The following is a 12,146-nucleotide window of genomic DNA, read 5'->3' on the forward strand; positions in this document are numbered from 1 at the left end:
CAAGCCATTTTCCGGCCTCGCTTCTTCACGCTTGACCACAGCACGAAGCAAATGTGTGCGCACGCTAGCCCACAAGGGGAGAAGGGAAAGTCGTGCCACTCAAAACCGCTCCAGCTTCGCCCGCACTTTCGCCAGAAACGCCGCCCTTGTCCGCGGCGTCGAGGAATCCATCAGATAGTGCGCCAGGAAAAAGGTCCGGCAACGCGTCGCGCACAGCGCCCGCATGCCGCGCAAAAGGGTCTTGCGTCCGGGCTGGCCGACGACGACGCTCCACCAGGTCGGCGCCCCGCAGGTGGTGATGACGCCGATCTTGGTCACATGCGTCATCAGCGACTTGATCCGCCCCTTGCCCGCCGGCAGCTTGAAAGCGACGTCCGTCGCCCACACCCGGTCGAGCCAGCCCTTCAGCATCGCCGGCAGCCCGTACCACCAGGTCGGATAGACGAACAGGATCGCTTCGGCCCAGTTGAGCAGCTCGAAATGCGGCCTCAGCGCCGGGTCCTGCGGCGCCTGATCATTGTAGGAGCGCCGCTCGTCGCAATTCATCACCGGATCGAATTTCTCGGCATAGAGGTCGAGCAGCCGCACCTCCCAGCCTCTTCGCGTCAGCACGTCCACGGCGGTATCGCGGATTGCGGCGCAGAAGCTATCGGGCACCGGATGGCAGTAGACCACCAGCGCGCGCATCAGAAGGCGCCCATGCTGGCTGCGACCCTTGCCACGAAGGCCTTGCGCGTGCCGTCGGTAGACAGGTTCATTGCATAGTGCGCGAGATAGCTCACCGGCGCACCCGGTTTTACGGTGGCGCGCAGCATACGCTTGATCAATTTGCGCGGCGGATCGCCCATCAGCAAGGCGCGGAACCGACTGCCGCCATAGGTGGTCACCGCTGCGACCTTACGGATGTTGTGCAGCGACGGCTGCACCTTGCCGTTGACGAGCTTGAACGACACGCCCGGCAAGAAGACGCGATCGAAGAAGCCTTTGAGGATCGCCGGAAAGCCGTAGTTCCAGACTGGATAGGAAAGCACCAGCGCATCGGCGCGCAGCAGGCGTTCGACATAGGAAGCCACCGCATCGGAGGTGCCGCGCTGGTTGTGATAGTCCAGCCTTTCCTCGCGCGTCAGCCGCGGATCGAAATCCTCGGCATAGAGATCGCAGTCGTCGACCGTATGGCCCGCCGCCGTCAACCGCTCGATGATCATCCGGTGCAGGCCGGCATTGAAGCTGGTCTCGACAGGATGGGCGTAGAGGACAAGGATGTTCACAGGGGAATATCCCCTAGGGTGTTCAAGCGCAAACCTGTCCTCATCACACCCTTTGCAGCCCCTTGAACAAAAAAGTCCGGCCCGACCGATAATCGTAATCCGGGTTCTCCCAGGCGATCATCTTGCCGGGATTGAGCAACCCTCGAGGATCAGTCTCCCGCTTGAAGGCAAGCTGCACCGCGTCGGTCTGCTTCATGCCGCCCTCTTCCAGCGTATAGCGGTGCGGGTTGAAGATCGGGCAGCCGTTCTCCTCATGCAGGCGCACGATCTCGTCGAGCCGCGCTTCGGTGGTGAACTTGACCAGCGGCAGGCCGAAGCAGGTGATGTTGCCGTCCAGCCGCACGAATTCGAGATGCGAAAAAACCTCCCCCGGAAACATCGCGTCCATCTTCTCGACCAGCGCCAACTGGTTGGGAAAGGGATAAAGCGATTGCAGATAGGTGATCGAAGGATCGACGCGCAGCGCCCTGAGCGTCGTGTGGTTCCAGGCCAGCTCATAGGCCGGCGGCAGGCCTTTTGTCTCGTCCGGCGTTGCCGTGGCCGCATTGAAGATCACCTCGCCACCGGCACGGCGGGTGAAGGCCAGGAAGGCATCCAGCCCATGCTGCGCCACCATGACGACGCAGATGCTTTGTCCCTCTTTCAGGAATTTCTGGTGCCGCTTGAAATAGAGTTGCGGCACGGGTGCCGCTATCGGCGTGATGAGCTTGGTCAGGATGCCGTCCTGGCACGCCAGCGCATTGCCGTAGCGCGCCGCATCCATGAAACGGTCGAAACCGATGATGACGTCGACCCAGTCGTAGGCAGCCGTCAGCGGCATTTCGACTTCGGTGATAATGCCGTTGGTGCCATAGGCGTGTGTGACCTTGTGCAGATCCTCACCGGTGAGCTCGAGCGCTTTCGGTTCTGCCTCCATGGTCACCACGCGCAGTCGAAGCACGTTGCCGAAGTCCCGCAGGCCACCGAAATTGATCGAGCCGACACCACCCGAGCCGCCGGCGATGAAGCCGCCGATCGAGGCCGTGTTGTAGGTGGACGGCGACAGCCGCAACTCCTGCCCGGAATGCGCCCGCGTTGCCTTGTCGATATCGGCCAGAATGGCACCGGGACCTGTCACCACGCGCCCCGGCGCGATCGATTTGATCTCGTTCATTTCGGCGAGGTTGAGCACGACGCCGCCCGAAAGCGGCATCGCCTGGCCGTAATTGCCGGTGCCGCTGCCGCGTGGCGTCACCGGCACGCCATGCCGGTGACAGGCGGCAAGCACGCGGACCAGTTCGGCCTCGTTCTTCGGCGTCACGATCAAATCGCCAGTGACATGATCGAGCTGCTGCTTCAGCACCGGGCTGTACCAATAGAAATCGCGGCTCTTCTGCTGGACGATGGCCGGATTGTCGTCGACCTTCAGGCCTTCGAGATCGCGTTTGAGCGCCGAAACGTCCATCATTCCACCATCAGTTCGTCGAGTTCGGCGTAGTCGGGCAATTGCCGGTCGATCGCCTTGCCGCCGCGCACGACGATGCGATCCGATTCGGGCCGCGACAGCAATTCCGTCCAGCTTCGACCTTTGAACACGATGAAATCGGCATCGCCGCCGGCGGCCAGCGTGCCGAAGCCATCGAGCCGCATCACTTTGGCCGGCGTTGCGGTGACAGCTTGCGGCCAGTCGGCAACCGGGTGATCGAAATGCAGGATGCGTGTCGCCATGCGGTAGACCTCCAGCATGTCGAGATCCCCATAGGCATAGAACGGATCGCGCGTGTTGTCGGAAGCGACCGCGACCGGAATACCCCTCGCCTTCATCTCGTGCAGCAGCGTCACGCCACGCCAGCGCGGCGTGGTGCCATCGCCGCGCCGGTCCTGCAAATAGAGATTGCACATCGGCAGCGAGACGACGGCGAGCCCGGCTTTCGCCACCTTGTCCAGCGTCTCGAGCACATCGAGGTCGGGCTGGCGCGCCAGCGAACAGCAATGGCCGACAAGGATATTGCCTTCGAAGCCGTTCCAGAGAGCGGCCTCGGCGATCTTCTTCAGCGATATGGCGGCAATATCGTCGGTCTCGTCGGCATGGAAATCGAGATCGAGGCCATGCTTGATGGCCTGCGCGAAGACATGGTCGAGCAGTTCTTCGAGGTCCGGCACCATATAGGTGACGACACCGAGCACGCCCTTCGCGGCCGCAACCCGTTTTGCCAGCCTGTCGAACCATTTTTTGTCGCGCACCCCCTCGATGCCAAGCAGGCAGGCGCCTTGCAATTCGATGCGGCCACGCCAGGCCTCGCGCATCGTCTCGAACACCGGCCAGGAGATCTCCTCCTGCGGTGCAACGCTGTCAATGTGGGTGCGCAGCGCCCTGGTGCCATGCGCGTAGGCCGAGCGCAGCGAAAAATCCATGCGGCGCGCCACGTCCTCGGCGCTCCAGCGTGCCACACGATCGGCGCCGGCGGCATTCAGCGCACCCATGAAGGTGCCGTCGGGATTGGGCTTTCGCGGCCAGATATGGCCCTTGTCGATATGCGTATGGCAATCGACGAAACAGGGCAGCACGATGCGGCCGCCAAGATCGATGGTACCGGCCAACACTTCTGCACGACGATGCGCGGCAATGCCGGCGATCTTGCCGTCGGCCACAGTGATGTCGGCGAGCGCGAAGCCATCGCCATCAAAGGCAGCACCAAGGCCCGGTGTCAGGGACGCGTGAAGCCGGACGTTGGCGAGCCGGTATGACCCTGTGTTGGGAATCAAGACCCTAGCGCTCCTGCTTCAGTGCGCTTTCGTGCCAGCGCCGCAAAATAAGATGCGAAATCAGCGACAGCACCAGGAAGATCAGGATGCCGGTGAGCGAGATCAAGAACAGCGCCGCGAACAACCGCGGCGCGTTGAGCCGGTAGCCGGCCTCGATGATGCGCGAGGCAAGGCCAGACGACTGGCCGGTGGTACCTGCGACGAATTCTGCCACCACGGCGCCGATCAGCGACAGGCCGCCGGCGATCTTCAACCCGCCGAGGAAATAGGGCATCGCCGCCGGCAGCCTGAGATAGCGCAACTGCTGCCAGCGCGTCGCACCATTGAGCTTGAACATGTCGCGCAGATTGCGGTCGACGGAGTTGAGACCGAGCGTGGTGTTGGACAGGATCGGGAAGAAGGCGACGATCCAGGCGCATAGCAATAGCTTGGTCGTCTGGTCGTTCACATAGATGTTGATCAGCGGAAAGATCGCCACGATCGGCGTCACTTGCAGCACGATCGCGAACGGGAAGAACGACATCTCGACCCATTTCGACTGCGCGAACAGCACCGCCAGCCCGACCCCGCCGATGACGGCCAAAGCCAGGCTGAGGAAGGTGATGCGCAAGGTGACCAGCAGCGAGGAGAACAGCAGGCCGGCGTCGTTATAGAGCGTCCACAGAACCACGCCGGGACGCGGCAGGATGTACTGCGGAATCTGGTTCCATACGCAGATGCGGTCCCACAGCCAGATCGCCAGGATCATGATCGCCAGCGGCAGCACCCAGCGGCCGATCCGCTCGAAGCGTTCCTGGCGCACCCGGCGTGCTTCCTCGGGGTCGAGTTCGAGCACCTGCTCGTCAATGGCCGTCATGGTGTGTGCCTGCTGTTGAGTTGATGGCCTTGACCAGCACATCGGAGGCCTGACGGCACAGTGCCGCATAGTCGGGCGAGGTGCGAAACGCCTCGTCGCGCGGATAGCTGGCCTCGATCGCGAGTTCGTCGAACACCCTGCCCGGCCGTGCTGCCATGAGGACGACGCGGTTGGAGAGAAAGACGCTTTCGAAGACGCTGTGGGTGACGAACACGACGGTGAAGCGTTCGTCTTGCCACAGCTCCAGCAGATCGTTGTTGAGCTTGAAGCGAGTGATCTCGTCGAGTGCCGCGAACGGCTCGTCCATCAGCAGCACGCGCGGCTTGTTCACCATGGCGCGCGCGATCGAGACGCGCATCTTCATGCCGCCGGACAGTTCGCGCGGCACCGCGTTCTCGAAACCGGTCAGGTGCACCCGCGCCAGCATTTCCGTCACCACTGGCGTGGCCTTGGCACGGCTGATGCCCTTCAGCCGAAGCGGCAGCCAGACATTGTCGAAGACGTTTGCCCAGGGCAAAAGCGTCGGCTCCTGGAAGACGAAGCCGATGTTCGAGCGGTCAAGCGCGCCGCCGCCGCGCCAATCGAGCACGCCGGAGGTCGGCGTCGACAGGCCCGCGATTAACCGCAACGCCGTCGACTTGCCGCAGCCCGACGGCCCGAGCAGACTGAGGAAATCGCCTTCCCTGATCGTCAGGTCGACATCGCTCAGCGCCGTCACGCCGTTGGAAAACACCTTGCCGACGCCACGCAGCGCCAGAAGCGTCGGGGCTGTATCCGACGCAGACGGCGCTGGCGCCACTTTTTCCTGCATCATGCCGGGACGGCCTACTTCTTCAGCTCGAGCCCGACGCCCTTGTTGACGAAGGTCAGCGTGTAGGCCTTCTTGATGTCGATGCCGGCTGGCGTGACCTTGGCCTTGACCATCTTGTCGTAGAAGCTCTGGACCCGCGCGTCGGTCATTGCGCCGATGCCGAGCTTTTCCGTGTCGCCGGAATCGGCCAGGCCGAACTTCTTCATCTGCTCGATCGAGAACGCGATCTGGTCGTCGCTCATGTCGGGATTGTCTTTCTTGATCATGTCGTTGGCGGCCTTGTTGTCGCCGTAGAGATATTTGTACCAGCCCTTGGCCGAACCATCGACGAAGCACTGGACCACCTCCGGCTTCTTGTCGATCGTGTCTTGCATCACTTCGATCGTCGTCGAGTAGGTATCCCAGCCATAGTCGGCAAGCAGGAACTGGTTCGGCACGAAGCCGCCTTCCTTCTTGACCGCGAACGGCTCGGAGGTGACGTAGCCCTGCTGGATCGACTTCTTGTTGGCGAGGAATGGAGCGGTGTTGTAGGTGTAGGGCGCGCGCTTCGAGGCATCGAAGCCGAGCTCGATGACCATCCACTGGAAGAAGGTCTGCACGCCCTCGTCGCCCAATATGTACTGCTCGGCGTTCTTCAAATCCTCCCATTTGTCGAGCCCCTCGCCGGGGTGGGACATGATGACCTGCGGATCCTTCTGGAAGTCCGCTGCCACCACGCGCATCGGAATGCCTTGCTGGACGGCATCGAAAGCCGACAGCAGATTGCCGCCCATGTAGAAATCGATCTTGCCGGCCAGCAGCATCGGCCGGCCGCTGACCTGCGGACCGCCCTGCATGATGGTGGCGTCGAGGCCGCAGGCGGCATAGGTGCCGTCCGCCACGGCCTGATAATATCCGCCATGTTCCGGCTCGGCCAACCAGTTGGTGCCGAAGGTGACTTTTTCATTCGCAGCGGCACTCAGCGTGCCGGCTGCAAGCAGAGCCACCACCGCCGCCGAAATCTTCTGTTTTCCGTACATCGACACCACCCTTTGTTTGCTCTGGCGCGCCACGCGCCAGGCTCGACACCAAGATTCAAGAAGCAAGACATATGCCACCAGCCCCTCGCGCCGGGACCGCCCGCTTGCACCACAGCCATCTGCGAAAGCCGGACAAGGTCGTGCTGCACCAGAGGCATCGTGCCTATTTTTTGAACGCCTGTCCACAATCGCCCCGGGAACATGCACCGCCATCTTGAAGGTGTGACGGGTCAGGCCTTAGGCTGGCGGCATCCAGGAGATTGCCATGTTCAAATTCCACACCCCGAAGTCGATCAAGCCGCCCTTTGCCCGCTACAGCCATGGCGTCGAAGTGCCGGCCGGCAAGCGGTTGGTACTGTGCTCGGGCCAGGTTGCCATTACGGCGGACGACGAGATCCCGGAAGACGCCGGGGCACAGGCCGAGCTCTGTTTCCGCAACATCGAAGCGGTGCTCGGCGAGGCCGGACTGGGTCTCGGGGACATCGTGCGCATCAACGCCTATGTCACCGACCGCGCACATCTGCGGCCCTACATGGATGTCCGCGACCGGCTGTTTTCGAACCCCGCGCCGGCCTCGACGCTGATGATCGTCTCCGGATTCGCGCGGCCCGAATTCAAGGTCGAGGTAGAGGCGATCGCGGCGGGGTGATCGACAGGCCATCCTTCCCGCGCTAGGTCTGACTCATCCATTGAAGAGGCGTGGCATGACCGTTGCAAAAAGACGCGTGTGGTGGGGCGACTACCGGACCACCGAATACGCCTCGATCGATCCGGAGGCGACGATCGCCGTGCTGCCGCTGGCGGCGATCGAGCAGCATGGACCGCATCTGCCGGTTTCGACCGACAGCTCGATCATGAACGGCATGCTCGACACGGTCATTTCGCGCCTGCCCGACGATCTCGACATCCGCATCCTGCCGGTGCAGGCGGTGGGCAAGTCGAACGAGCATCTTCACGCGCCGGGCACCCTCACGTTGCCGGCAACGACATTGGTCGATGCCTGGACTGAGCTTGGCCTGTCGATCGCGCGCGCCGGCGTACGCAAGCTGATCGTCGTCAATTCGCATGGCGGCAACGAAGAGATCATGGGCATCGTCACGCGCGAATTGCGCGTGCGCGAGAAGATGCTGGCGGTGAAGACCAGCTGGCAGCGTTTCGGCCGCCCGGCCGGCATGTACACCGAACTCGAGGACCGCCACGGCATCCATGGCGGCGATGTCGAGACCTCGCTGATGCTGCATTTCCGACCGGACCTCGTCGACATGGGCAAGGCCGATAATTTCATTTCCAGTGTCGCCAAGGCCGAGAAGGAATTCTCGCTGCTGCGCCACACCGGCACCCACGCCTTCGCCTGGATCGCTGGGGATCTCAACCCGAACGGCGTGGTCGGCGACGCCAGCATCGCGACATCGGAAAAAGGCCGGCTGACGGCAGAATATCAGGCCGATGGTTTCATCAGCCTGCTGCGGGATGTGCGCAAGGCGAAACTCGCCGACTGGCTGTAATAGCTAGAGATCAATCTTGAGCGCGAAAGGCGTGCCTTCAAAGGCATCCGCACCACGCCCGATCGATTCGATCGCCGCGACCATGCGGCCGTTGCGATCAAGCAGCGTGTCGGCCACCGCAATCAGTCGCGGATTGGGTGTCGCCGATGGGGACAGCGCCCGCAGCGTCCGAGCCAGTTCGGCCTCGTCGCGTTTCGGCGCCAGTGCTGCCGCGATAATGTAGGCAGAGGCGGTCGAGCGGCTGATGCCGGCGTAGCAATGCACGACCATCGGCCTTGCCCGGTCCCATCGGCGCGCGAAATCGAGCAGGTTGCGGACATGATCCTCGCCCGGCATGGTCATGCCGTCTTGCGCCACCGCAATGTCGTGCATGACCAGATGCAGATGGTTTTCCCTAGAGATCGAGGCCGGCCGGACCACCTCCGTTCCGGCGGCAAGCAGCGACAGCATGCGGTCGGCGCCGGTCCTGGCCACCGTTTCCTCGATCTTTGCCAGCGAGCAGACATGGATCATTGTTTTGAATCCTTCAATTGATCCTGGCGCCGCGCCGCCCAATCGGCAAGGGCGGATTCGAGCCGCCGCCATTCATCCTGACTCCCCGGTAGGCCGGCGCGCAGGACATGCGGCCGGTCGGCGAAATGCCGAAGCAGGATGCCGCGCTCGCCAAGTGCGGAAAACAGATCGGCGGCATCCGGCAGGCGGAGGAAACGGTACAGTGTGGTGCCGCCCGCGACGGGAATGCCGAAGCGGCCGAACAGTGCATCGAGCCGCGCCGATGCAGCCGCAAGGAATGCCCGCATCGCGTCCTGCCAGCCGATATCGGCAAGCGCGCGGATGCCGTATTCCAGCGCCGGGCCGGCGACGGCCCATGGCCCGAACTGCGTCTCCAGCCGTTCGACCGTCGCCGAATCGGAAAGTGCGAACCCGAGCCGCAGCCCGGCCAGGCCGAAAAACTTGCCGAACGAACGCAAGACGACGATACCACCCTGCCCGACATCGCCAGCAAGGCTATGTTCGCGCGGGCCGACATCCATGAACGCCTCGTCGACGACCAGCAGCCCGCCCCTGGCGCGCAGTCCGGCGGCCAGCGCCAGCAAACGGTCGCGCTCGACGATGCGTCCATCCGGATTGTTCGGATTGACGACAATGGCAAGGTCGGCGTCCGCCAGCGCTTCGAAATCGTTGACCTCCACCACCTTGTGCCCGGTGATCGCCGCAGCGCGGGCATGTTCGGCATAGGTCGGCCCCAGCACCAGCGCCTTGCCGGGCGCGATCAGCGATGCGACGCGCGGCAACAGGATCTGCGTGCCCGGTGCCGCCGCGACATTGGCTGGCGACGGCGCGCCATAGGTGCTGGCCGCGATCTCTACCAAGTCACGCGTGCGCGCGGCTTCCGGCAATCGCGACAGCGAGGTGGCGGGCAGGTCGAAAAGCGGGTAGGAGTGCGGATTGATACCGGTCGAGAGGTCGACGAAAGGCCGCGAAGCGTTGGGGAAAAGCGCCCTCGCCCGGCCAAGACTTCCACCATGGTCCACCGCTCCTTCAAGAAGCTTCATGTCAGTCCTGATCGCTTTCCTGTCATTAGCCGTCGAATTCGCCCTCGGTTACCCCGACTGGCTGTTTCGCGCCATCGGCCATCCGGTGACGTGGTTCGGCAGGCTGATATCCTTTCTCGACCTCAGGCTCAACCACGCCACTGATCCCGACGCACTGCGTCGCAAGCGCGGTGTCCAGGCGCTTCTGGTCATCGTGCTGGTACCGGCGATAATCGGCCTCGGCATGCAGATCCTGCTCTGGTTCGTTCCCATGGGGCTCATCATCACTGCCCTTCTGGCAACCTCGCTTCTGTCGCAGAAGAGCCTTTACGAGCATGTCGAGGCGGTGGCCGACGCGCTCGACACCGGAGGCCTCGCTTTGGGCCGCGTTGCCGTCTCGCGCATCGTCGGCCGTGACCCCGAAACGCTGGACAGCGCCGGTGTCAGCCGCGCTGCGATCGAGAGCTTGGCCGAGAATTTTTCCGATGGCATCGTCGCTCCCGCTTTCTGGACCGGAATCGGCGGCCTCGCCGGCGGCGCCGCCTACAAGGCCGCCAACACCGCCGATTCGATGATCGGTCACCGCACCCCGCGCCACGAGGCGTTCGGCTGGGCGGCGGCGCGCTTCGACGATTGGATCAACCTGCCGGCGTCACGGCTGACGGCAGCGCTGATCGTGCTGGCGGCGTTCCTGGTCAAAGGCGCCGATCCCCGCGGTGCCTGGCACGCGGTGTGGCGCGACGCGAAAAAGCACCGCTCGCCCAATGCCGGCTGGCCGGAGGCGGCGATGGCCGGCGCGCTTGGTCTCGCACTCGCCGGGCCGCGCAGCTACGGCGGCGTCTTGGTCGATGACGTCTTCATGGGTGGAGGCGGACGGCGCGAAGCCGACAGCACCGACATAAGGCAGGCGCTGAAACTCTATCGCGTCGCCGACACCCTCCTGATCGCGCTGTTCGGGCTGGTTTCGATCATTGTCATTATGGTGTGATCTACTTCACCCTCCCCCCTTGTGGGGGTGAGGCGTGTCCAGCCGAAGGCTGGCGAAAAGCCAACGATTTGGTTTTCGAACGCCGAACGCACGGAGCCATAGCGGAGGGCGGTCGTGCAGGCCGGGTCCCCGCTGCCTGCGGCAGCGTCCCGGCGTTCGCCGGCCTTTCAGCGCGCCACCGGCGCGCTGAATTCGCTGACGCGAACCGGCTGCTCACCCCCACAAGGGGAGGGTAAGAAAGGATCAGAACTCAATCCCCTGCTGCGCCTTAACGCCCGCGGAAAAATGATGCTTGGTTACGCCCATCTCGGTGACAAGATCGGCCGCCTCGACCAGCGCCGGCTTGGCATTGCGGCCGGTGACGACGACATGCAGGCCCTCGCGCCGGGCTTTCAGCGCCGCAACCACCTTATCGAGATCGAGATAATCATAGCGCAGCGCGATATTCAGTTCGTCAAGCACCAGCAGGCTGATCGACGGGTCGGTCATCAGTTCGAGCACCTTGGTCCATGCCGCTTCGGCCGCGGCGATGTCGCGCTTCAGATCCTGCGTTTCCCAGGTGAAGCCCTCGCCCATCGCGTGCCAGACGACGCGGTCGCCGAAGACGGCGAAGGCGTCCTTCTCGCCGGTATGCCACTTGCCCTTGATGAACTGGACGACGCCGACGCGCTTGCCGTAGCCGAGCATCCGCAGCGCCAGGCCGAAGGCGGCCGTGGTCTTGCCCTTGCCCGGGCCGGTGTTGACGATCAGCAGTCCCTTCTCGACCGTCTTGCTCGCCACCTCGGCATCCTGCACCGCCTTGCGCTTGGCCATTTTGGCGCGGTGGCGTTCTTCGTCCCTATCGTCGATGTCGGTCATGTCATTTCACCTTGAGCGGAAATCCCGCCACCATCAACAGCACCGTATCGGCGATAGCGGCCACCTGCTGGTTGAGGCGGCCGGCGGCATCGCGAAAGCGGCGCGCCAATGCATTGTCCGGCACGATACCCTGGCCAACTTCATTGGAGACCACGAACCAGGACCCGCGCGGCCGCGACAGCACGTCCGCCAGCCGACGGCATTCAAGCTCGAGATCGTGATCGGCCAGCATATGGTTGGTCAGCCACAGCGTCAGGCAGTCGACAAGCACCGGCTGGTCGTCCGGCAAGGCCTTGAGCGCACCGGCGAGATCGAGCGGTGCGTCGATGGTCGTCCAGCCTTCGCCGCGCCGCGAGCGGTGCAGCGCGATGCGCTCGCGCATCTCGTCATCATAGGGTTGCGCCGTGGCGATATAGGCCCATGGCGAGGGCAAGGCCGTCGCCAGGATTTCGGCGAGGGGGGGGAGGGCGGGGCGGGCCCCCCCCCGAGGGGATGGGGTGATTTAAAAAAACACCGGCCACCGACCCCCCCGGAAGAAGGAGGTTCGGGGGGGGGGTGTAT

General features: G+C 63.6%; 14 protein-coding genes. 3 read left to right on the forward strand and 11 right to left on the reverse strand.

The features are described 5' to 3' along the window. Window positions 1-99 precede the first annotated feature (99 nt). From NKG99_RS34200 to NKG99_RS34230, 7 genes are read right to left on the reverse strand one after another with little or no spacing between them, the layout of a single operon-like run. Window positions 100-687, reverse strand: a complete 588-nt coding sequence (locus tag NKG99_RS34200) for an NAD(P)H-dependent oxidoreductase (RefSeq protein ID WP_352873796.1) — start codon at window positions 685-687, stop codon at window positions 100-102. Then, window positions 687-1,268 (reverse strand): NAD(P)H-dependent oxidoreductase, encoded by a 582-nt coding sequence (locus NKG99_RS34205; protein ID WP_352873798.1) that lies wholly within the window; start codon window positions 1,266-1,268, stop codon window positions 687-689. The genes NKG99_RS34200 and NKG99_RS34205 overlap by 1 nt, the downstream gene beginning before the upstream one ends. 43 nt (window positions 1,269-1,311) lie before the next feature. Further along, window positions 1,312-2,712, reverse strand: a complete 1,401-nt coding sequence (locus NKG99_RS34210) for an FAD-binding oxidoreductase (RefSeq protein ID WP_352873820.1) — start codon at window positions 2,710-2,712, stop codon at window positions 1,312-1,314. After that, window positions 2,712-4,013: a cytosine deaminase gene (locus NKG99_RS34215; RefSeq protein ID WP_352873800.1), complete on the reverse strand. Its 1,302-nt coding sequence runs from the start codon at window positions 4,011-4,013 to the stop codon at window positions 2,712-2,714. The genes NKG99_RS34210 and NKG99_RS34215 overlap by 1 nt, the downstream gene beginning before the upstream one ends. 4 nt (window positions 4,014-4,017) lie before the next feature. Next, window positions 4,018-4,869, reverse strand: coding sequence for an ABC transporter permease (locus NKG99_RS34220; protein ID WP_352873802.1), 852 nt, complete (start codon window positions 4,867-4,869; stop codon window positions 4,018-4,020). After that, window positions 4,856-5,683, reverse strand: coding sequence for an ABC transporter ATP-binding protein (locus NKG99_RS34225; protein ID WP_352873804.1), 828 nt, complete (start codon window positions 5,681-5,683; stop codon window positions 4,856-4,858). The genes NKG99_RS34220 and NKG99_RS34225 overlap by 14 nt, the downstream gene beginning before the upstream one ends. 11 nt (window positions 5,684-5,694) lie before the next feature. After that, the gene (locus NKG99_RS34230; RefSeq protein ID WP_352873806.1) at window positions 5,695-6,699 is read right to left on the reverse strand and encodes an ABC transporter substrate-binding protein; all 1,005 of its coding nucleotides are present in this window, start codon (window positions 6,697-6,699) and stop codon (window positions 5,695-5,697) included. A gap of 265 nt (window positions 6,700-6,964) precedes the next feature. Here NKG99_RS34230 and NKG99_RS34235 point away from each other — a divergent pair, with 265 nt between their 5' ends. Further along, window positions 6,965-7,348: a RidA family protein gene (locus tag NKG99_RS34235; RefSeq protein ID WP_352873808.1), complete on the forward strand. Its 384-nt coding sequence runs from the start codon at window positions 6,965-6,967 to the stop codon at window positions 7,346-7,348. A 55-nt stretch (window positions 7,349-7,403) separates the two neighbouring features. After that, window positions 7,404-8,204, forward strand: coding sequence for a creatininase family protein (locus NKG99_RS34240; protein ID WP_352873810.1), 801 nt, complete (start codon window positions 7,404-7,406; stop codon window positions 8,202-8,204). Between the two features lie 3 nt (window positions 8,205-8,207). Here the strand turns inward: NKG99_RS34240 and NKG99_RS34245 are convergent, their stop codons facing one another. Together NKG99_RS34245 and cobD are read right to left on the reverse strand one after the other, a co-directional pair. Further along, on the reverse strand, window positions 8,208-8,717 hold the full coding sequence (locus tag NKG99_RS34245; protein WP_352873812.1) for a tyrosine phosphatase family protein: 510 nt from the start codon (window positions 8,715-8,717) through the stop codon (window positions 8,208-8,210). Beyond that, complete coding sequence (gene cobD / locus NKG99_RS34250; RefSeq protein ID WP_352873814.1) at window positions 8,714-9,760, reverse strand: threonine-phosphate decarboxylase CobD; 1,047 nt, start codon at window positions 9,758-9,760, stop codon at window positions 8,714-8,716. The genes NKG99_RS34245 and cobD overlap by 4 nt, the downstream gene beginning before the upstream one ends. Between cobD and cbiB the strand changes: the two genes are divergently transcribed. Then, window positions 9,759-10,727 (forward strand): adenosylcobinamide-phosphate synthase CbiB, encoded by a 969-nt coding sequence (gene cbiB, locus NKG99_RS34255; RefSeq protein ID WP_352873816.1) that lies wholly within the window; start codon window positions 9,759-9,761, stop codon window positions 10,725-10,727. The two genes, cobD and cbiB, sit on opposite strands and share 2 nt — an antisense overlap. Window positions 10,728-10,970: 243 nt before the next feature. On the opposite strand, the gene cobO is transcribed toward cbiB, so the two are convergent. Next, window positions 10,971-11,585 (reverse strand): cob(I)yrinic acid a,c-diamide adenosyltransferase, encoded by a 615-nt coding sequence (gene cobO, locus NKG99_RS34260; RefSeq protein WP_352873818.1) that lies wholly within the window; start codon window positions 11,583-11,585, stop codon window positions 10,971-10,973. Between the two features lies 1 nt (window position 11,586). Then, a complete protein-coding gene (cobU, locus tag NKG99_RS34265) occupies window positions 11,587-12,087 on the reverse strand; it encodes a bifunctional adenosylcobinamide kinase/adenosylcobinamide-phosphate guanylyltransferase (RefSeq protein ID WP_352873822.1) in 501 nt (166 codons plus the stop codon). Between the last annotated feature and the right edge of the window lie 59 nt (window positions 12,088-12,146).

The sequence above is a fragment of the Mesorhizobium sp. M1409 genome (assembly GCF_040317535.1).
In the GTDB taxonomy this organism is placed as follows: Bacteria; Pseudomonadota; Alphaproteobacteria; order Rhizobiales; family Rhizobiaceae; genus Mesorhizobium.